The sequence below is a fragment of the Streptomyces albofaciens JCM 4342 genome, assembly GCF_008634025.1.
Lineage (GTDB): Bacteria > Actinomycetota > Actinomycetes > Streptomycetales > Streptomycetaceae > Streptomyces > Streptomyces albofaciens.
Map to the genome: position 1 here is coordinate 4,369,104 of NZ_PDCM01000002.1, position 18,877 is coordinate 4,387,980.

The window sequence follows — 18,877 nt, forward strand, 5'->3', positions numbered from 1 at the left end:
TCCATCCATCCGAGCTGCTGGCTGCTCTCGGACCCAGCCCCGCCCGGCCTCCGGGCGGGGCTGCCCTTTTCACCGGACGCAGACGGTTTGGCCGTTACCTCATGTGACCGTTGGCCCCTTCTGGAGTGGCACGGTCCGTTCGTCGTCTGAGGCGAACTGGGCTCGCTGGATCTCGTACATGGCCCGGAACCTGCCGTCCGGGGCCGTGGCCGGGTCCATCAGCTCGGTGAACGTGCCGGTCTCGGCGACCCGGCCGTCTTCGAGGAGGTAGATGAGGTCGGCGGAGCGTACGGAGTGCAGGCGGTGGGTGATCAGCACGACGGTCTGCCCGCCGGCCGCGAGGGCCCGGATTCTGGTGAACGCCTGCTGTTCGGCCTTGGCGTCGAGCGCGGCGGTCGGCTCGTCCACCACGAGGATCTGCCCGGCTCGGAAGTGGGCGCGGGCGATGCCGAGCTTCTGCCACTGCCCGCCGGAAAGGCTGTGGCCGTCCTGGTAGCCGCGGGCCAGCAGGGTGTCCCAACCTCGCGGCAGATCCTCGATCAGGTCCTCGGCGTCCGCGTGCCGCACCCCGGCGGTGAGCCGTTCTTCGGTCGGGTCCGCGTCGGTGCGGCCGATCGCGACGTTCATGCGGGCGGTCAGCGGCCAGTGGTAGAAATCCTGGGAGACGTTGGCGATGCGGGAGAACCAGGCATGCCGGTCGATCTCGCTCGTGGATACGCCGCCGACCAGGACCTGGCCCTCGTCGGGCACGTAGAGGCCGGCGAGGAGCTTTGCGGCGGTGGTCTTGCCCGAGCCGTTCTCTCCGACGAGCGCGACCGTTGCTCCGGCGGGGATGTGCAGGTCGATGCCGTCGAGAGCGGGCCTGTTGTCCTTGCCCGGGTAGGTGAAGGACACCTTCTCGAAGCGGACCCCGTCGACGTGCTCGGGTACGGTGCGGCCGGTGGTGGGGATGGCGCGCCGGTCGGCCTCGTTCTGGATGTGTTCCAGGTCGCCCACGAACAAGCTTTCCTCGTTCAAGTAGTTGATCTGGCGGACGAGGCTGGTCAGGGAGCTGGTGGCGGTGCGAATCGCGATGATGGCGGTGCCGCCCACCGCGAGCGGCATGGCTCCCGTCCACAGCAGCAGACCCAGCATGCTGAATGTCGCCGCGTACGCAACGCCGGTCAGGACCGAGGCGAGGATTCCGGTGCGGGCGGCGAGGCGGGCGAGGCGTGCCTGCTCCTCTTCGGCGGTCTCGGACATGCTGCGGAAGTGGTGCAGCAGGAAGGCGGCGATGCCGTGCAGCCGGATCTCGGCCGCGGCATGGGTGGAGGTCAGCAGCTCGGAGATCAGGCGGCCGGCGCGGGCGTGCTGCGTCCACACCTTGAAGGACAGGTAGCGGCGCCGGGCGGTGACGAGGGTGGCCCAGGCGGAGGGCAGCGTCATCATCACGATCATCGGCAGTAGTGCCGGGTGCAGCACGGTCAGCACGCCGATGGAGGCGAGCAGCGTCATCAGGGCGTTGATCACCGAGGTGCTGTACTGGATCATGCGGCGGGCGGAGGAGGCGCCGAAGCGGGCGGATTCCGCGCGCCGGTGGTAGTCGGGGTCTTCGAAGGCGGCCATCTCCACCTTGGCGGCGGCGGTCAGGTAGATCTCGGTGGCCACGCGTTCCACCGCGGGCTCCAGCCGTCCGGTGCCGGCGGTCGATACCGCGCGCAGCCCGGCGCCGATCACGCTGCACACCGCGACCGCCACCAGCGCGGGCAGCGCGGCGCTCAGGCGCTGCGTCGTCGACCCGTCGGCCAGGAGCGCGCCGAGGACGTGGTTGATGGCGATCATGCTGGCGGCCTGCACCGCACCGCGCCCTACCTCCGCGCCGACGACCTGCCGCAGGGCCCGGGCGTTGGCCTGGCGGGCCAGGCGGGCGGTCAGGGCCAGGAGGTGGGGGAGGCGTACGACCATGCTGCGCAGGTTCAGGTCGAGGAAGGCGTCCTCGTGCCGCAGCCAGGCCAGATCCAGGCGCAGCCGGCCGCCGAACAGCAGCTGCTCGGACTCGGTGACGTCATTCTCGACGCCCTCGCCGGGGGCGTCGGCGGCGCTGGCCCGGCGCATGGCGAACACGGATGCCCCAGCCCGGGTCACCCGTGCGTTTCCTCGTCCGAGGGTGCGGCCGGGGGGCGGTGCGGTTCGAGGAGGATGAGGCACACCTGCGCCAACGCGCGGGCGCGGGTGCGCGCCGTCCCGGCGTTGTCGGGCAGTTTCAAGAGCCTGGTGGCGTCCCGTGCGGCGGCCTGAGTCAGGGGCGTCTGCCCGGCCAGGTCCGGCGGGATGAGCAGTTCGAGGTGACCGCGCAGCGCCCGTGTCAGGTCCGGCAGGCCCGGGGCCGTCGCCCGCTGCAGGCCGAAAGCGCGGGCGCAGGTCGCATCGATGGTGGCGACGTCGATCGGCAATGCGTCGGCCTTCTCGGCGGTGACCTCGGGGACGGGCGACGCGGCGACCTCGTTCATGCCCTGACGCTACGGCTCGGCGGGCATAGGGATCCAGCAAGTTCCACAGAGTTCCACGGCTTCACCCACCAGCGCCGAGAGCCCGTCTGATCCGTGCACTGGCGCTGGAGCCGTAGACCGCCAAGTGCGAAAGGTCAGCGAAGGCGCGTGCATAGGCGGAGACTTCGGAAGGGGCGGTGATGGTGACTCTGGCCGTCAGCAGTTCCACGTGGACCCGGGCATCATCGAAGATCATGAAGGTCTCCAGTGGCCAGATCTTTCGGGCCCGATCGCCGAACGGCAGGATGCCGAGGCAGACCGTGGGCAGCGCCATCACCTCCAGCAGGTACCCGAGCTGCTCGGCCATCGCCGCGGGGCTGCCGACGCCGCTGCGCAGTACGGCCTCCTCGATCAGCAGCATGAACCGCCGGTCGCTGTCGTGCAGGATGCGGGAGCGGGCTGTGCGCGCGGCGACCGCTGCGGGGACGTCGTCGGGAGTTCCCTGGAACGCGGTGATGGCGGAGAGCAGGTCGGTCGCATAGTCGGGGGTCTGGACGAGGCCGGGCATCACGGTGGAGCAGTACACCCGGAACAGTCGGGTGCTTTCGTACAGGGGCAGGGATGCTTCGTGCACCTGCCGCAGCCCGCAGCGGTGCAGGCGCCGCCACTGCACATACAGCGTCTCGGCGTGCCGGGCGGCGGCCAGCAGATCCTCCGTCTCCTCGACGGCGTCGCAGGCCCGGCACCAGGCCCGGATATCGGCATCGGAAGGCAGGGTGCGGGCGTTTTCGATGCGCGAGGACTTCGACTTGTACCAGCCGCACCGCTCGGCCAGCTCCTGACCGGTCAGCCCGGCCGCCCGGCGCAGATCGAACAACCGGGCAGCCAGAGCCTCACGGGCCTGCTGTGCACTGGAGGAGGGCGAAGTGGGCACTAGTAGAGGTGAGTCGCCGGGTCAGACGGCGTACTCGTCGTGCGGGACGGCTCTGCGCCACACGGCCTCGAAGGCGTCCTGGCACAACTTGGCGACCTGGGGGCTGTCGGTCACCTCCGGCCCGGCCGAACCTCCGTCGCCGGTGAAGTGGTTGAAGCGCACCACCGCCCCGTCGAACAGCCAGAAGTCGTTGCCCGGCAGCGCGAGGTCCGAGGCCCGGCGACGCGGCAGCCACCGCACCTGCTCACCTGCCTCGACGTTCAGCCCGGTGCCCTCGTACTCGAAACGGATGTAGGCAGTGACCGGCTCGGACACAATCCGCGCCCGCCGCATCACCACACCCCGGCCCACAGCGGCGCGCACCAGATCGAACCAGGGACGCCGCGCCTCACGGTCGGCGGCAACAGTCCAGGTGCCCTCCCGCCAGGCACGGAAGGGGCCGTCTTCGGATTCGATGCCGTACGCGTCGCGCATTTCCAGGTGCACCGCCGAATGCTGGGCGGCCTCCAGCATCTCAGCGAAGCTCGGCACGCTGGTCTGCGGCATCGCACGCCTCCCTGACAATCGACGTCATCCGCGCCGGAATCCGCACCACAGCCTCGTGCGCGGGGATCGAGCCGACTTCCCTGCACTCGTCGGTGGTCTTCCGGTCGGCTTTCCACCCCTGAAGCACCAAGTCGCCGTTTTCCTCGTCGATCCACACGGTCGGGCTCTGGTCGGAGCCGGTGTTGGGGTCCTTGGCGATGAACCGTAGTGCCATCCTGCCTCCTGCGTCAGAAGGGGCTGATCCGGCCGGCGGGAAGCGTCAGCAGCGCGCCGCCGGTACGGCCTGCGCCAGGCCAGACTCACCGTAGCGCGCTGGAACGCCCCGGTGCCCAGCGTCTGCGGACGATCCCTGCCTCCCCTGCGGGCATAGCGCCGCAGGGGGCCGGGTGCTCGGGCTGACAGCGCCCTGGCGCGTGCCGTCCAGCGGCGTCGCTGCGACAACCGCCCGTTCGATCGCAGCGAAAAGTAGTTGTCAGTCCCATGCACTACGGTGCACTGTGCACGGAAAGTGCGTGACATAGGCGGACAAACAGGGTGAGGGAATGCGCAAGGGCATCGCGCGACGCATCGGCGTCCCGCTGGCGACCGCAGCCGTACTGGCGGGCATAACCAGCTGCCACAACGATGCGACCAAGGCCGATGGGGGGAGCCCCGCTGCCCGTCGCACTCCGGCGCAGGCGCTCACCGCGGCCTACAAGAAGACCACCAGCGTAAAGTCGGCGAAGGTCACGATGACCATGTCGGTGCCCGACGGGATGCCGGACAGTGGCGAGACGAAGATGACCGGCACCATGGCCTGGAATCCCACGGCGCTGGACATGACCATGAGCGACGGCGGGGCCAAGGCGAAGTCGGGGGACGACGAGCCGAAGCGCATGATCTGGGTAGACGGCGTCGCTTACATGGACATGGGCGACTTCGAGGGCAAGAAGTGGGGCAAGCTCGATCTGAAGGCCGCCGCCAAGGAAGCCGGCGACGAAGAGATGACCAAGGCCGTGACCGCTGGCCTCGACGACGCGGAACAGGACCCGGCCCAGCAGCTCGCGATGTTCCTCGGCTCGCCGAACGTCAAGCACCTCGGTTCCGGCCAGGTCGACGGCGTACGCGCCGAGCACTACAAGGGCTCCCTGACGGTCGAGGAGGGGCTCAAGGGCGCCAAGGTGGTCAATGCGCTGAAGCCCGAAGACCGTGAGAAGCTGCTCGCCAACGTCAAGAAGAGCGGCATCAAGGGCTACGACTATGACGTGTGGGTCAACAGCGACGACCTGCCGGTGCGGATGACCGTGGACGTCAAGACGCCGCTGGGCACCGTCAGCACCTCCGCGTCCTACTCCGACTACGGGACCACGACGGCCATCAAGGCACCTCCGGCCAGTGAGACCACGGACCTGCTGAAGATCCTGAAGGAAGCGGCTGCACGGAGCCACAGCAGCAGCATCTGACCGGCGGATCGTCGGCATGTGAAGGGCGGGCTCGCACACGGACCCGCCCTTCACACCTTGGCCTGGCTGACCGCGGTGTGATGACGAGGCATGCTTCGCTGACTCGTACGGCCGGGCAGTGCCCGTCACCAGGCCGAAAGACGCCGAAGGTTGGTGTCGGGTGCGTAAGCCAGGAACGTGCCGTCGGCTGAGCCGCAGCCCAGGGAACGGGCGTAGCGGTAGCGGCGGGCGGAGTTCACGTGGCCCATGTGGACGCCCTTGCCCAGTTCGAGAGCCTGAGCGGTGAGATCCCGAGCGTCTTGGCCGAGTTTCCAGTCGGTGGTGCCGGCGAGGAAAAGGACGTCGAAGTCGTCCCACGGCAGGGCCATCGACTCGGCACCGTCTTGGGCGGCGAACGCGGCACGGTAGCCGAGTGCCCTGATGTGTGGAAGCCAAGGAGCTGACTCCCGCAGGGTGGCGCGGGCATCCATGGGCACATCGGGAGCGACCGCGAACAGGCAGGTGGATGAGCGGTCGGCATGGGCATCGAGCCAGCGCAGCCATCGGTCGAGACCGGGCCAGCCCTTGCCGAAGCGCCCGTTGTCCGCCGCCCAGGTCACGTCGGTTGGAAGCCGGTTGCCCTGGCGCGGAGTGTTCATCCACCCCAGTCGGCCGTCCCGCATGGCCTGGCGTATCGCCGGGCTGGATGGAGTGCTCAGGTAGAGCACGGCGCCTCCCACAACATGCGGGGGATGCCGCCGGTGCCGTGGTCGGTGCGTGGCCGCGAGGGGCAATGCCAGCCGGGGCGGGCGGGGCGGCGGGCGATGACGCGCCAGCCGGCGCCGCGCAGGCTCGCGCCGGACTCGCCCTGCTGGGTGTAGGTGATCAGGCGGCTGTAACCGAGCGCGGATGCGGCCCGCCACGCGGCCGCGTAGAGGAGCGAGTTGGCGTTGCGGGCGCCGTCGCTGGCCAGTCGGGTGACTTCGAGAGTGGCGCCGTTGTCCAAGTAGCGGGCGACCGGCCTGCCCACAATCGCCACGGCGCGCAGAACACCAGACTCGTCGGCGGCGCCGACGGAGAACACGTGGCCTTTAGGCGGACGGTGGTGGCGGTGCCACATCTGCACGAACGCGGCTGCGTCCCGGAAGCGGACAGGGACCAGATGCAACTGCGGCTGCTGCACGTCAGGGGTCACCTGGTGACCCGGTTGTGCACTGCGCGCCGTGACCTGGCCGCCCAGATGCCCAGATGGGGGGTACGTCCGGGCAGGGCGAGAAGGATGGGGACGGCGATCGCCCAGCCTTTGCCGACCATCTGCCCTGGCACCGCCGCCCACACCGGTAGACCGGCGAGGGACAGGAAGACGACGCTGTCCAGCAGCGCCCCGAGCATCGTCGCGGGCAGGACAGCCCGCGCCCAGCCGTGGCGCCGCAGGGGCGTGTAGAGGGCCGTGTCGGCCAGTTCGGCGACTGCGACCGCTGCCGCGCTGGCCAGAGCCAGGCCCGGCGCAGCGATGAGGGCAGACAGCAGCGATCCGGCGAGAACAGCCGCCACGACACCGGTGCGGCCGAGCTGGTCCTGGAGGACGTTACGGATCATCAAGGCGACACCGGCCAGCAGCGTCCCCGCGGTGGCGCGCTGCCCGAAGCCGACCGGGACCATGCCGAACGACGCGGTCAAAATGTTCGCTGCGAGCAGGGCAGCGGCGTACCCGCACAGCCACCCGCTGCAGCGGACGGCACGGCGGATGGGCGTGCGAGCGGTCACCGGCGGCGGCGCGGGCACAGCTCGACGGTGCTCAGCAGGCTCCGGTCGACGGCCGTGGGGTCGTCGGGGGCGGGTTCGTCGGCGAGCTGGGTGATGGTGCGTTCGAGGGCGGTGACGTTGGCGGAGGTGTCGATGGTGGCGACGCCGTTGACGGTGACTTTCAGCGGCTCGGCCAGCAGTGCGGCGCGGCGTTCGTGCAGCACTTCGAGGACGACAGCGCGCGCGGAATGCAGACGTTCGTAGCGGGCGGTGAGGTCGGTGGTGTCGGTGTCGGGGCCGAGCTGGGCAAGGAGCCAGCGCAGGACAGCAGCGGGCACGAGAGGTGTTCCTGAAGAGAGAAGTAGGGGCGGGGAGCAGCGGCGGCTGCTCCCCGCTGTGGTGGTCAGTCCTGGGTGGTCTTGGCCTTGCGGCCCGGTGTGTCCGGGGCTTCCGGCGGGTCGGCCCAGCACGCCGGGTTGGTGATCTGCTCAGCGATCGCCGGGTCAGTGACCTTGGTGCCGGCGGTGAGCACCAGCGGTTCACGGCTGACGGGATCGAGGACGTGAACCGTTGCGGCCAGCACCTGCGGGGCGGGGGCGCTCACAGGACGGTCGCGGTGATGTGGCAGTCCGGCGAGTACAGGACCGGCATGGCCATGGCGGCGCCCTTGGTCCAGATCTGCACCGGGTCGTCCTGCACGTCGCGGGTGATGACGATGCCCGGCGCGTCCTCCCGCTCGATCTGCGGGTTGGTGCCGCGCGAGAGGGCCAGGGCTTCGGTGGTGGTGCCGTACTGGGTCTGGCCCCACTTCGCGCGCTCCGGCGGGAGCATGATCCACCGGTCTTCCGGCAGAACCCGCGTGGAGACGTCGTTCTGCCACACCTGGGCCTTGTAAAAGGTCACCGGCGGCAGGCCGTAGGTGCCGCGCACCGAGTTGACCTGCTGCGGGTTCAGCGTCGCGGTCGGAGTCTGGCCGCCGGCCGGGGTGCCGTAGTAGGCGGCCCGGTAGGCGCCGTTGGAGGCGAGGTGCGCGTACGCCTTGCGGGAGGTGAGCACCATCTCGGGGGCCGGGGCGCCGATCGAGTCGAGGTAGTCGATCCACCGCAGCTCGTCCGCGATCGGGTCGGCGTCCGGCGAGGACCACGGCTTGGGGGCGGTGGGCATGTTGGCCTGCGGCACCCCGTAGTCGGCCTCCACCGTCAGCCCGTTCTCGCCGGTCAGGGTGAAGCGGCCATCGAGCAGGACGTCGGCGGCGGCCAGCTCCAGGCGCGAGCGGATCGCTTCGACGTGCCGCTCGACGTCGTCGTAGAGCAGGTCCACGAGCCGGTCTTCGTCCGCGCCGCGGGAGGCGTCCAGCAGGAGCTGTTCCATCTCGCCGACCAGGAGCTTCTGTCCCAGGGCCGGGAGGGTGCCTTCGGTCTGCGTGGTCTGGGCCTGGCGCTTGGCGAACGGCACGCTCGCGTCGTACGCGCGGTACATCGCGGCGTTGACGCGCCGCTTGGACTGCCGCACCCGCCACTTGACGTCGTGCACCTGCGTCTCGGGGAAGACGCTGCTGGTGAGCAGGAAGTCGTCGGGGGTGGGGATGGCGCGGGCGTAGACGGTCAGGTCGGCGACGCTGACGTTCTTGAGCAGGTCGGCGATGCTCATGCGTCCACCGCCCCGAGGAAGCGGATCTGCGCGCCGTGCGGCGACGGGGCGATCTTGGCGGGGTCGAGGCCGCCGGGGATCTTGTCGGTGTGGACGGTGCCGTGCCAGAACAGGGCGGCCGGGACCTTGCTGGTGCCGGGGGTGAACGGCGCCTCGGCGTAGACCAGGCCGGCGAGGACTGCGCGGCCGTCTTCGGCCGTGGGGTCGTAGGCGCCGTACAGGCCGGAGGCGGTGATCTGGCCCACCGGGACGCCGGAGCGCACGAAGCCGTGCGGCTGGCCGGCTGTGGGCTCTGCGTAGTGGGTGCCGCGGGTCAGGTGGGACAGGTCGAGGGTGATGGTCTCGGTGGCGTCGGTGCCGTGCCGGGAAGCGAGCCAGTCCCGGTCGTCGGTCACCGTCATGGAGGTGGTGTACGGCTGAATCAACGCCGCTGCTCCTGGTGGTGCTGGAAGCGGTCACACACTCACCGGCCGGTGGCGTCGTCCACGGGAGAGGAGGCGGGGCGTGGTCCCCGCAGTTCACGGAGTCAGGCCGGAGGCAGCAGGCCGCGGCGTCGTGCCATCTCGGCTCCGGCGGCTCCGGGCTTGGCGGTCGCGTTGCTGGGGCGCGGCGGCGGTACGGAGGCCGGGGCGCCGCCCGGGGCGGCCGGTGGCAGCGCGGCGCCGGTGGGCGGCACGGTGAACAGCTCCGGCCGGCGCGTCTTGAGGTCCTGCACGGCCCGCTGGACGGTGGCGTCGTCCGCGTCGTCGTCCACGCGCAGCAGTACGGCGGCGTCCTCCAGGTTCTGGCCGGTGGCACCGACGCCGGCCAGGACCGCCCGCCGGGCGGCGTCGCGCTCGCGGACCAGGGTCGCGGCCTCGCGGGCGATCACCGCCTTCTCCCGCGCGGCGAGTTCCTGCTCGCGGCGCTGCGTTTCGGTCAGCTGCTCCTGTTCGGCCTGCCGCTGTCCGTTGACGTAGTCCGCCAGTTCGGTGGCGTTGGCGAAGCCGAGCTTGTCGGCCAGGGCCCGTACGGCGGCCCGCCCGCCCTGGTCCTTCTCGCGCGCCAGGAGGGTGTTGAGCTGCTTCTGGCTGATGCTGACGGCGGCTTCGTCGTTCGACCCGTCGTCGGAGGAGGCCCCCAGGATCGGGTAGATGGGCCGTCCGTCTTTGCGGTAGCCGAGCACGGTGCACGAAGCGGGCAGACTGCGGGTCATCAAAGAGTGCTGCTCCCAGACGGCCCCGCGCCGAGAGCGAGTCTACGGAAGCCAAGACCACGCCCTTGCGCGCCCGGTTTGAAGGACGCGGATAAGCAGGCCGATATCATCGGGGTCGAGTACAGGGGGGTAAGTGACTTCAGAACGACCCAAGCGCCGTAAGCGACGGCTGATAGCCACAGTGGGAACGGCGGCATTTGTAGGCGCCGCCGCAGGGGGATGGGTGCTGCTTTCTTCGGGGGACGAGTGGGACCACTCGCTCACGTTTTCCGAGAGCACCACTGTCCGCCTGCATGGCCCGAGCCGCGTCGAGATCTCCTACACATCGGTGGACCACTCGACGTCGAACATCCCGAACTACGGCGATCGAACCTACACTCCGCACGTCGCGCTCACCGCGTTCAACGACTCCGACGAGGCTCAGGATTACAGGATCACCTTCCGTGTGCTGCGGGCTGGGAAGGAACTCAAGCCGGAAAGCAGCACCGTCACGATCCGGGCCGTTCAGCCGGACTCTAAGGGGCTCGGGCGCTACGAGATCTCGAAGAAGGATTGGGATCCGGGCCTCGTCGATGACGCGACCGGGGAAACGGGCGCGGAGTCCGAGACCTACATCGACAGCCCTACCGGGAAAGACTTCACCTTCGAGATCGTATCGGTCAAGGCGGAGAAGCACTACGCGGTTTCTCATCGCCCGTGACTCACAGGTAGCTGTCCGGTGTCGCCGCACACCTCCCCAGGAGCCTCATTCGGTCCTGAGGAGCCGCCGCCTGGCACGCATTGGTGCACCGTTCGATCAAGGTGGCGGTCTCCGTCATCGCGGCTCGGCGTGAGCGGTAGCTTCGGTATGCGAAAGGAAAGAGATGGAAAACCTTGACGAAGAGTGCGTGTGCCGCATTTGCGGTTTCGTCGACGGCCCCTTCCGGGAAGGCGGTTGCGCCCTCAACAGCATCTGCGGTTGCTGTGGTTCGGAGTCGGGAATTGAGGACACCATGCTGGACGGCGTACGAAGCGTTCGCGGGTACTGGGTGTGCCGCAGTTCTGAGTGGTTCAGGCCGAGCGACAAGCCGGAGGACTGGGACCTGCTGACACAACTTGAGAACATCCCTCCCGGGTGGCGTTGACGAACGCCACCTTGATCTTGTGCGGGGCAACGGATCAGGCAGCGTCCTGCTGTTCCGCGGGAGTCTTCTCGGGAGCTTCTGCACTCGCTCGCCGCCGGCGGGAGACGGACTTACCCGAGTGGCGGGCCGAGATGCGTTCCACCTCCTCCCGAGCGTCTTCAATGGGGTAACCCGCGTCCTGAAGCATCCGGATGCCGGTCTCCAGCGACAGCACGCCGGCGCCAACACCCTTGACCACCTCGTCCAGGATCGCGGTGCGGTCGGTGGGCGTGTGCGGGCCGAATACCAGCCGCGCGGGCAGACACTCGCCTTGAGGCCAGCCATGGGCGTGACCGGCCTGGTGAATGCGCTGCACCATCTTCAGCAGCAAGCTGTACTTGTGGGCCCGGGCCAGGCGCATGGCGTCGACGAGGGAGTCCAGCGGTCCCAGAGACAACTGAAGGGCGTAGCCGCTGGGGACATCGGACGGGTCGACGGTGCCCAAGCTGACAGCGGGGATGCGGGCGTTGACGGCGGCTCGGTCCCGGACTTCCTCAACGCGGGCCCGAAGCTCGGCGAGCTGGTTGGAAGTATCCAGCACGTCCATGCGTCCGCTGTCGGCGAGCTGGAAGACGGTCCCTGGAGCCACGGCCAGCGGCTTCGGGCGGCCGGTGAGCCGGTCCACCTCGGCGTGCGATCCGGCCAGGCCGATGATCGGAGCGCCGGTGGTCGCTGAGGCGCGGGCGGAGTCGGTGTCGGTCTCCGCCAGCTCATCGAGGGCCTGCATGACCTTGGCGAGGGCGGACTGGCCGAAGTGTTCCCCGTCGGCGACGGTGTTGGTGATGTGCACCAGTGGCAGGAAGTCGATCCGCAGGTCCAGCCGGTCAAGGACCGCGCCGTCGGATCGGGTACGGAAGACGGCCTTGTCCAGCGGCAGGTCATCGAGCTGCTGGCCGTAGCGGAGACTGTCGAGGTCCCATTCGGCGTCGGTGAGGTAGCAGGTCTGCGCGGACGGGCGGTCCGGTGCCCACGGGTAGGCGCGGTGGATCAGGCCGGTGGTTCCGTCGTAGAACTCGCCCGCGGCCGGCCCCGACGGGTCTGCGCTGTCCGTGTCCGGCGCCGGCTGCCTGGCCGTGGCGGGGTCGGTGTGGGCTGGTTCGATGGGGCCGAGTTCGTAGGTGATGCGCCGGACCTTCGCCTTGATGCCGCGGCGCGGGTCCTCGGGAATCTCCCAGGCCAGGTGGACGCGGGAAGGGTAGTCGCCGGGGTCAGCGTCGTCTTCGAGCACCGGAAAATACAGGCCCGGGTCGTAGGTCTTGAGCCGCACCCGGCCCTTGGCCGGATCCCACGCCAGCAGGTACACCCCGTCACCCAGCAGCACGGCCTTGCGCTCACACGCCTGCATCCGCAGGGCCAGCAGCTCAGTCTCGGCCCACTGCCGCAGCCGCTCCTGCGCCTGCGCGGCGGCCACCGCCTCGGGGGTGGCCTGCTCGTCCTTGGCGTGCTCGGCTCCGGGCACCACGATCTGCTGTGTCTTGCCCAGCAGGTGGGCCAGGGTGGTGTCCACCAGCGCCGCCGGGTCACCGAACTCGCGCCGCTCCGAGGCTTCCTCGTTGCCGGCGGCGACAGCGAGCTCCCCGGCCTGGTTGGAGTCGTAGGCGGCCAGGACCTTGTAAGCGGCCAGGCGCCGCACTGCTTCGTCCGGCAGCCACGTCGATTGGATCTGTGGTGTCAGTGCCTGGTGCGGACGGCCGTCGTACGAGGCGGCCATGACCGGCTTGTAATTCAGCCACGACCAGGCATCGATGAGGAAACGGGGCAGACCCACCAGCAACATCCCAGCGTCAGCCCCGCGCCCCTGATCAGCGTAGGACACCGGGCGAAAGACGCCCGGCAGCGGCGGATGCGATCAAGAAGGGCACCAAGACGGCCTGTGGCGCCCTCTGAGCGCATAGAAAGCGTCCCCCGGCCCTCCTTGGGTAGGCCGGTTCTTTGGCCCGCACAGGCGCTCTGACGCGTTTCGTCTCAACGTCGTAGTGGCGAGTTCCCCGCATGCTGCGGGGGTAGGGGGGTTCTTCTGTAGTTATTGGCTATAGGTACTTACAAGAATCCCTGGCACACCGACGACGGGAACCCCGAACCCTGGTTAACCGAACCCTGAAAACCCGTTTTCGGTCCCACCCGGGCGAGTCGCGCTCGGCCCCCGGACACTGATCAAGGAGCCTCATGGCCACCACCATCGGTATGGCCCACCGCGAAGGCACGGCGGGGCCTATCGCCGACGCTGCCGCCACCTACACGTCCACCAGCACCGACCGGACCGCCATCGCCTTGGTCGACGGCATGGGACACAGCGCCGACATAGTTCGCCTGGCGCCGATGCTTGCGGAGACGGCCGCCCGCATCGGCGCGGTGCGCGGTGCTCTCGCCGGGCTGCTGTCGGCCGGGGCGCTGATGCACGACCCAGGCCCTGACGCGGCAGGCGTCCTCGTGGTGACGCGAGAGGACGGCACCGCCGAGCTTGTCTGGGCGGGGGACTGCCGGGCCTACCGCTGGGACGGAGAACTGCATCAGTTGACCACGGACCACACCCTCGCGGCGTACCTGACGAGGGCGGCCAAGGAAGAGGTGCCTGTGGCGGCGCTGGCCGATTTCGTCGGCGTCACGCTGCGCCGGGCTCTGCCTGCGACTGTGCCCTACGTCTCGGCGCCAGCCGGAGGGCTGCTGATCCTTACCACCGACGGCGTCCACGACCAGGCGGCTCCCGCCGTGATCGAAGCCCTGGTGCGCAAGCACGAGAGCGCCCCGCAGGCACTGGCCGACGCGCTCGTGACTGCTGCCTGTCCGGACGCGGCAGGCTACCGCGACGACGCAACGACTGTGGTGATCAGCTACTAGCTGCTCCCAGGTGCCAGGTCCGCCGCACAAGACAGGCGCGGACCAGACGGTTCGACCAAACCCCGAATGTACCGGGCAGTTGTCCTGCACCGGGTGCTCAAGAGCACCTGTCCGTTGGGCCTCATCGCTCCATGGGGCTGTGGCATTTGCCTGGGCATCGTTCGCCAGCGGACCGACCTGGGCGGCCCGTCCTCCTGACTGCGGGTCTTCCGTGCCCCTCTTCCACTTTGGCCAGCGGTCGGCGCCTTGTGCCTGCCCACGGCGGCCTGGGCTGGCCTGGGGCGCTTGAACTGCACCACGCCCGGCTACCCCAACCCTTCGATGCAAGGCCGCGTCGACCAATCCGGAGCCGGTTCAGCGCGTAGCCGACATATGCAGCGACAACTCGGGCCGACCAGTAGCACGCAATCCGGGAGCGCCATGTCCAGTATCAACGGCGACCGGACAGCCTCCCGTCCTGGTACGGGAAACCACCCGCGACACCCGGATCCGTACCCGCGAGCTGCGTCAACCCGTGCACTGCGGCGTCCATCCGGTCCGGGCTGTCCATTCCGGCGACCCAGGTCACCATTTGCTGTTCCAGCTCCGGCCAGGCCCCGACGTGGTGAACGCGGCCCTGCTCGTAAAGCTGGGCGATCGGCTCAGCGCGCAGCCTCTTGCCGTGCTTGGCCGTCACCGACAGCACCGCCGGCATGGGCAGGCCCTCGGTGCGCTGCTCGCGCTGCAGCTCCTGCCACGCCTGCCGCAGCACCTGCTTACTCATGTCGCCGCCGTAATTGGACTCCACCGTGATGGCGTCGGCGCGCAGCTCGATCGCCAGCAGGCACGCCTCACGGCCCCACGCATCGGCCCCGCGGTTGCCCGAGCGGTCGTCGAGGACGTACAGGTGACCGGCCCGGTCCCGGGCGACGGCCACGATGCCGGTCTCGTCGCCGACCGCCGACTCCCCGCCCGCCGGGTCGACGGCGACAACGATGCGCGCCAGGTCAATGCCGCGAAAGCGAGCCGTGCTGATGCGATGGTCAGTGATCCACGGCCACTGCCACACCCCGCCTTCCTGCGGGCGGGGCTGCTGCATATACAGCGACCACCACACCCGCTCGCCCACGGAGCGGCGGATCTCCGCGAGCGCCGCCTCGTCGTACCGCTCGGGCCACAGCGCGGTCCCCACCGGCCGGCCGAGCGCGTCGTCCTCGGACAGGGCGAGCGCGGGCAGGTTGATGACGGTCCAGCGGTCCGCCTCATCAGCCAGGATCCGACCCGCCAGGTCGTCCTCGTGCCAGCGGGTCTGGATGAGGATGACCGACCCACCGGGCTCGATCCGGGTGAGCAGAACCGCCTGCCACCACTCCCACAGCCGACGGCGCATCGTCGGCGAGGCCGCCTCGGCGGCGTCCTTGATCGGGTCGTCCAGGACCGCCAGGTGCGCGCCCTTACCCGTCAGACCGCCACCGACACCGGCAGCGGCGAAGCCGCCCTCCGTTCCGGCGATGTCGAAACGATTCGCCGCCGAGGACCCCGGACGCAGCCCGATACCGATCTGTGGCCCGTACGAGACGATCGCGTCCCTGATCCACCGGCCGTGATCATCCGCTAGGTCGGAGGAGTACGAGGCGATCATCACCCGGTGCTCCGGGCGCCGCCGCAGGTACCACAACGGCGCCCACCGGGCGGCCCGCCTCGACTTGCCGTGCCGCGGCGGCATGGTCAGCATCAGCTTCGTCGGCCGCCCGGCTGCCACCCGCTCGAATGCGGCGTCGATCTGCGCCAGGTGCGGGGCCTGCATCTCCCGGCCCTCGGTGAGCACCGCGGCCATCGCGCCCGGGGATCGGTCCAGGGCCATCTCCCGCTCGATCCGCACGAGCTGGGCTTTGAGCTGCGGAGTGGAGGCGGCGGCAATCTCGCGGCGGCGCTGCGCGGGGAGCGACCGGTACAGCTGGAGGACCGCCGCCTCGTCAGCCCTCCCCATCCTCGGCACCGCCGGCCAGGCCGATCAGGCGCTCCAGCTCCTCCAGCCCCGCTGTCTCAACATGCACCGCGGTCCCGTCCGGCCCCGACACCTCGGTGCGGGTCGGGCGGTCCAGTCCCAGCAGGCGGCTGCTGCGTTCGATGATGCGCACCGCACGGTCCACCGCCTGCAGATCACCGCTGCGGATCGCCGACCGGTAGACGGGGAAGAACAGCCGCTCCAGGCGTTCGGCCATCACCTGGCGCAGCTCGTCGGTGTTCGCATCCAGCGCCGTGCTGCGCTCCCGCAAGGCTTTGGTGACGTCCTTGCAGGCCAGCTCGATCAGCCGCTTGTCGCTCGGCGGTTCCAGCCCGCGCTTGTACTTGTCGATGCCGTACCCCTGCGGGTAGGCGACGCGGTCGGAGTTGATCGCCGGGTCCGCGGCCAGCTTGCGGCCGATCGTCAGCCAGTCCACTCCGGCCAGCTTCAGATCGATGGCGTCGGCGCGGCGCTGGGTGATGGCGGCCCGCGTGGCGCGATTGGGGCGGCCCATGAACAACTCCCTGGGCCCCGCGCCGTCCCTCCATGATCTCTGACCGAAGCCATCAGCCGCTGACCTGGACTCCCGACCGCTCAGGCAGGACAGCGGCGCAAGACAAGAACCGCGCCTTCGCCTTCATACCTCCTCGATCGAACTCGAACTCCAGGCGGACACGGCCGCGAGGAGGGATCGCCTGGCCGCTCGTAATGATCAACTTTGCCGCACAGGCACCCAATGCGACAAAACGCTCGGTTTTTTCGTACTATCCATACGGTTGTCGAGGGAAATGGTGTAGTGCAGTGCAGGAACGGGCGGTCAAGACGCGGGAGGCGATCCTTCAGGCGGCTGCCGAGCTAATCGACGAGTGTGGGTTCAGCGAAGCGAGCGTCAGCAAGATCATGAAACGCGCCGGGGTCACTCAAGGCGCCCTGTATTTCCACTTCGAGTCTAAGGAAGCCCTTGCCCACGCGGTCATGCTCAGCCAGGGCAACGGGCTGGAGGCGCCGCCCGGCGAAGACGGCTTGCAGAGGCTGATCGACCAGACGCTCTACCTCGCAGGAGAACTCCAGACCAATCCGAAGCTACGGGCCGGAGTACGCCTAGCGATCGAGCAAGGAGACTTCGGCCTTCAGGACGACTCCCCGTACAACTACTGGATAGATGAATTCGCCGTGCAACTGAAAGCTGCGCAAGCCAAGGGCGAAGTACTACCAGACGTGGACGTACGAGAGCTGGCCTGGACGCTGGTCGCCTCCTACTCCGGTACTCAACTCCTGTCCCACATCTCCACACGTCGCACTGACCTGTACCGCCGCGTCACCAACCTGTGGAAGTACCTGCTGCCGGCGGTCGCTGACCCGGCTGTCAGGCCGCTGCTGACCTTCAGCCGCCAATGGGACCGGGGCGCCTGAGCGCCCCACTCCCGAGACCGACCGGCGGCTCGCCCGCCGCCGGTACGCCGAGGCATCGCGAAAGTGGGTCTCCGGCCCGGACTTCTTTCCCAGCAACATCAGCGCCATCATGGCCCTCGCTTTCCGCAAGAGTGGGTGGTGTCTGTGATTCTTTTTCGCTCTATTGAGGTCAGGGTATTCTTTTGAATCACTGAAACCGGGCATTGTGGTGCTGATCAAATGCGCACATCAAGAGGTGACTGGCGAACGTTTTTCGCCTTTGCGCGCACCTGCGAATAGTTCGCCCCATGGGTGCGCCAGGAGGTGCCTCTACCAGGTGTGCCGTCCGTAACCAGCGCCGCATCGACGCCAAGGCCCCTGTTGTATATAGCCTAAAATAACACGCAGCAGGTGGCTTAATCCGCCACAATCTCCGTACGGGGCGGATCGCCTGGCCATTTTCCTCCCTGGCCTCGCATGCGGGTGTCCTGCAAGCTTCTTCGTGGCAGGGAAGCTGGATCCAACATCCGAGCAACCGTTCAGTACGGCAACCGAACTCGCGGCAGGGGAGCTGGCATGGCGGTATATGCGTCCTATGGCATCGACATCACGATGAACGACGAGACGGTCAACGCCCTGAGCCAGGGCGGGTACAAGCTGTACGGCTTCAGGGCAGTGAAGAGCACCACCGCCAACGGAAGGCCCTTGACCTGGTTCAAGACCAGTAATTACGCCAAGAAGACCGAGATCACGTGGGAGAAGGTATTCGGGGCGTTCACCTCAAAATCGACCATCATCGATGGCGGTAAGATCGAGGCAAGCAATTCCTACCCCATCGACCTGGGTCAGAAGCTGGTCGTCGAAGAGCCCACCGGTACCGGTCACGTCGAAAAAGAAGGGACTGCGGGGGCCATATCCATCGTCAACAGGACCACAACGCGATTCACCAGCGGCATCGCCCAGGAAAGCAGGGTCGGAGGAGCGACAACACTCAACCCCCTGTGCGCGTTTCCGCTGTACGGCAATAACCTCAACATGTTCGTTCCGGTGGAGAAAGTGCTGCTCTTGTTCGCCAGCACACCCATCGACACGGGCGTCGTGATTGAGAGGTCGTTCGGTCCCGGGATCCTGGTCGATTTGACGGAAGCGGAGAGCCGTTCGGTCACGTACCACATCGACGAGGGCTGGGGCCCCGCCGATGCGCTATGGGCGACCCTCATCCGGCCGGACGACAATATCGTGGGGTGGCTGATCGAACCCAGCCAAGAACTTTCGCTGGCAGCGGCACGCGAAGTGCGGGAGAGGTAGCCAGCACCCCCGGCTGAAGAGGCTCACAGCGCCTCCTATTCCTGTGATAGGAGGCGCTGTGAGCCTCGGCCATGCCGTCACCACCGCACTTACAGAAGGGCGAATCCCCCAAATCCGCCCGCAGGCGTCCTGGTGCGTCGTTCCCCGTTGCCCGCGGAAGAGCGGGGCTGCCTCCACAACATGCGGACAGGGCAAGCCGACTCCCGGTGCGGAGGAGAGCGCGGGCTGC

21 protein-coding genes are annotated in these 18,877 nt (G+C 68.6%); 5 read left to right on the forward strand and 16 right to left on the reverse strand.

The features are described from left to right. Nucleotides 1-99: 99 nt before the first annotated feature. From CP973_RS39105 to CP973_RS39125, 5 genes are all read right to left on the reverse strand, one after another. Entirely contained in the window at nucleotides 100-2,124 is a 2,025-nt protein-coding gene (locus tag CP973_RS39105; RefSeq protein WP_341874877.1) for an ABC transporter ATP-binding protein, read from the reverse strand. Next, complete coding sequence (locus CP973_RS39110) at nucleotides 2,121-2,489, reverse strand: DUF6415 family natural product biosynthesis protein (protein WP_150249729.1); 369 nt, start codon at nucleotides 2,487-2,489, stop codon at nucleotides 2,121-2,123. Before CP973_RS39110 ends, CP973_RS39105 begins: the two co-directional genes overlap by 4 nt. Nucleotides 2,490-2,550: 61 nt before the next feature. Beyond that, complete coding sequence (locus CP973_RS39115) at nucleotides 2,551-3,402, reverse strand: helix-turn-helix domain-containing protein (RefSeq protein WP_150249731.1); 852 nt, start codon at nucleotides 3,400-3,402, stop codon at nucleotides 2,551-2,553. Nucleotides 3,403-3,423: 21 nt separating this feature from the next. After that, on the reverse strand, nucleotides 3,424-3,948 hold the full coding sequence (locus CP973_RS39120) for a DUF6879 family protein (RefSeq protein ID WP_150249734.1): 525 nt from the start codon (nucleotides 3,946-3,948) through the stop codon (nucleotides 3,424-3,426). Next, nucleotides 3,917-4,162: a hypothetical protein gene (locus tag CP973_RS39125; protein ID WP_150249736.1), complete on the reverse strand. Its 246-nt coding sequence runs from the start codon at nucleotides 4,160-4,162 to the stop codon at nucleotides 3,917-3,919. Before CP973_RS39125 ends, CP973_RS39120 begins: the two co-directional genes overlap by 32 nt. 328 nt (nucleotides 4,163-4,490) lie before the next feature. Between CP973_RS39125 and CP973_RS39130 the strand changes: the two genes are divergently transcribed. After that, nucleotides 4,491-5,390 carry an SCO4651 family lipoprotein gene (locus tag CP973_RS39130; RefSeq protein ID WP_150249738.1) on the forward strand — a complete coding sequence of 300 codons (900 nt, stop codon included), beginning with the start codon at nucleotides 4,491-4,493 and terminating at the stop codon, nucleotides 5,388-5,390. A gap of 125 nt (nucleotides 5,391-5,515) precedes the next feature. Here CP973_RS39130 and CP973_RS39135 read toward each other — a convergent pair whose 3' ends face one another. From CP973_RS39135 to CP973_RS39170, 8 genes are all read right to left on the reverse strand, one after another. Continuing rightward, nucleotides 5,516-6,097 carry a hypothetical protein gene (locus tag CP973_RS39135; protein WP_150249740.1) on the reverse strand — a complete coding sequence of 194 codons (582 nt, stop codon included), beginning with the start codon at nucleotides 6,095-6,097 and terminating at the stop codon, nucleotides 5,516-5,518. Next, nucleotides 6,085-6,564: an XF1762 family protein gene (locus tag CP973_RS39140; RefSeq protein ID WP_341874878.1), complete on the reverse strand. Its 480-nt coding sequence runs from the start codon at nucleotides 6,562-6,564 to the stop codon at nucleotides 6,085-6,087. The genes CP973_RS39135 and CP973_RS39140 overlap by 13 nt, the downstream gene beginning before the upstream one ends. Further along, nucleotides 6,561-7,154: a VUT family protein gene (locus CP973_RS39145; RefSeq protein WP_244410238.1), complete on the reverse strand. Its 594-nt coding sequence runs from the start codon at nucleotides 7,152-7,154 to the stop codon at nucleotides 6,561-6,563. The genes CP973_RS39140 and CP973_RS39145 overlap by 4 nt, the downstream gene beginning before the upstream one ends. Next, nucleotides 7,133-7,453, reverse strand: coding sequence for a hypothetical protein (locus tag CP973_RS39150; RefSeq protein WP_150249743.1), 321 nt, complete (start codon nucleotides 7,451-7,453; stop codon nucleotides 7,133-7,135). Before CP973_RS39150 ends, CP973_RS39145 begins: the two co-directional genes overlap by 22 nt. A 65-nt stretch (nucleotides 7,454-7,518) precedes the next feature. After that, nucleotides 7,519-7,719, reverse strand: coding sequence for a hypothetical protein (locus CP973_RS39155; RefSeq protein ID WP_150249746.1), 201 nt, complete (start codon nucleotides 7,717-7,719; stop codon nucleotides 7,519-7,521). After that, nucleotides 7,716-8,765, reverse strand: a complete 1,050-nt coding sequence (locus CP973_RS39160) for a major capsid protein (protein ID WP_150249753.1) — start codon at nucleotides 8,763-8,765, stop codon at nucleotides 7,716-7,718. The genes CP973_RS39155 and CP973_RS39160 overlap by 4 nt, the downstream gene beginning before the upstream one ends. Then, nucleotides 8,762-9,166 carry a head decoration protein gene (locus CP973_RS39165; protein WP_150249756.1) on the reverse strand — a complete coding sequence of 135 codons (405 nt, stop codon included), beginning with the start codon at nucleotides 9,164-9,166 and terminating at the stop codon, nucleotides 8,762-8,764. Before CP973_RS39165 ends, CP973_RS39160 begins: the two co-directional genes overlap by 4 nt. Nucleotides 9,167-9,291: 125 nt before the next feature. After that, on the reverse strand, nucleotides 9,292-9,960 hold the full coding sequence (locus CP973_RS39170) for a hypothetical protein (protein WP_150249759.1): 669 nt from the start codon (nucleotides 9,958-9,960) through the stop codon (nucleotides 9,292-9,294). A 223-nt stretch (nucleotides 9,961-10,183) separates the two neighbouring features. Between CP973_RS39170 and CP973_RS39175 the strand changes: the two genes are divergently transcribed. Then, nucleotides 10,184-10,660, forward strand: a complete 477-nt coding sequence (locus tag CP973_RS39175; RefSeq protein ID WP_150249761.1) for a hypothetical protein — start codon at nucleotides 10,184-10,186, stop codon at nucleotides 10,658-10,660. A gap of 458 nt (nucleotides 10,661-11,118) precedes the next feature. Here CP973_RS39175 and CP973_RS39185 read toward each other — a convergent pair whose 3' ends face one another. Beyond that, the gene (locus CP973_RS39185) at nucleotides 11,119-12,891 is read right to left on the reverse strand and encodes a hypothetical protein (protein WP_150249769.1); all 1,773 of its coding nucleotides are present in this window, start codon (nucleotides 12,889-12,891) and stop codon (nucleotides 11,119-11,121) included. A gap of 398 nt (nucleotides 12,892-13,289) precedes the next feature. Between CP973_RS39185 and CP973_RS39190 the strand changes: the two genes are divergently transcribed. After that, nucleotides 13,290-13,961: a PP2C family protein-serine/threonine phosphatase gene (locus CP973_RS39190; protein ID WP_150249771.1), complete on the forward strand. Its 672-nt coding sequence runs from the start codon at nucleotides 13,290-13,292 to the stop codon at nucleotides 13,959-13,961. Nucleotides 13,962-14,391: 430 nt separating this feature from the next. Here CP973_RS39190 and CP973_RS39195 read toward each other — a convergent pair whose 3' ends face one another. After that, nucleotides 14,392-15,930 (reverse strand): terminase large subunit domain-containing protein, encoded by a 1,539-nt coding sequence (locus tag CP973_RS39195; RefSeq protein ID WP_150249774.1) that lies wholly within the window; start codon nucleotides 15,928-15,930, stop codon nucleotides 14,392-14,394. After that, nucleotides 15,917-16,462, reverse strand: coding sequence for a hypothetical protein (locus CP973_RS39200; protein ID WP_150249777.1), 546 nt, complete (start codon nucleotides 16,460-16,462; stop codon nucleotides 15,917-15,919). The genes CP973_RS39195 and CP973_RS39200 overlap by 14 nt, the downstream gene beginning before the upstream one ends. Before the next feature lie 287 nt (nucleotides 16,463-16,749). Between CP973_RS39200 and CP973_RS39205 the strand changes: the two genes are divergently transcribed. Both CP973_RS39205 and CP973_RS39210 read left to right on the forward strand, forming a co-directional pair. Further along, on the forward strand, nucleotides 16,750-17,361 hold the full coding sequence (locus tag CP973_RS39205; protein WP_244410239.1) for a ScbR family autoregulator-binding transcription factor: 612 nt from the start codon (nucleotides 16,750-16,752) through the stop codon (nucleotides 17,359-17,361). Between the two features lie 555 nt (nucleotides 17,362-17,916). Then, nucleotides 17,917-18,648, forward strand: a complete 732-nt coding sequence (locus tag CP973_RS39210; RefSeq protein WP_150249783.1) for a hypothetical protein — start codon at nucleotides 17,917-17,919, stop codon at nucleotides 18,646-18,648. The last annotated feature ends 229 nt before the right edge of the window (nucleotides 18,649-18,877 follow it).

Coding starts and splice junctions, on each gene's coding strand:
- CP973_RS39125 (WP_150249736.1), bottom strand. CDS start 4,162: ATGGCACTACGGTTCATCGCCAAGGACCCCAACACCGGCTCCGACCAG.
- CP973_RS39130 (WP_150249738.1), top strand. CDS start 4,491: ATGCGCAAGGGCATCGCGCGACGCATCGGCGTCCCGCTGGCGACCGCA.
- CP973_RS39110 (WP_150249729.1), bottom strand. CDS start 2,489: ATGAACGAGGTCGCCGCGTCGCCCGTCCCCGAGGTCACCGCCGAGAAG.
- CP973_RS39120 (WP_150249734.1), bottom strand. CDS start 3,948: ATGCCGCAGACCAGCGTGCCGAGCTTCGCTGAGATGCTGGAGGCCGCC.
- CP973_RS39200 (WP_150249777.1), bottom strand. CDS start 16,462: ATGGGCCGCCCCAATCGCGCCACGCGGGCCGCCATCACCCAGCGCCGC.
- CP973_RS39170 (WP_150249759.1), bottom strand. CDS start 9,960: ATGACCCGCAGTCTGCCCGCTTCGTGCACCGTGCTCGGCTACCGCAAA.
- CP973_RS39165 (WP_150249756.1), bottom strand. CDS start 9,166: ATGACGGTGACCGACGACCGGGACTGGCTCGCTTCCCGGCACGGCACC.
- CP973_RS39195 (WP_150249774.1), bottom strand. CDS start 15,930: ATGGGGAGGGCTGACGAGGCGGCGGTCCTCCAGCTGTACCGGTCGCTC.
- CP973_RS39160 (WP_150249753.1), bottom strand. CDS start 8,765: ATGAGCATCGCCGACCTGCTCAAGAACGTCAGCGTCGCCGACCTGACC.
- CP973_RS39210 (WP_150249783.1), top strand. CDS start 17,917: ATGGCGGTATATGCGTCCTATGGCATCGACATCACGATGAACGACGAG.
- CP973_RS39190 (WP_150249771.1), top strand. CDS start 13,290: ATGGCCACCACCATCGGTATGGCCCACCGCGAAGGCACGGCGGGGCCT.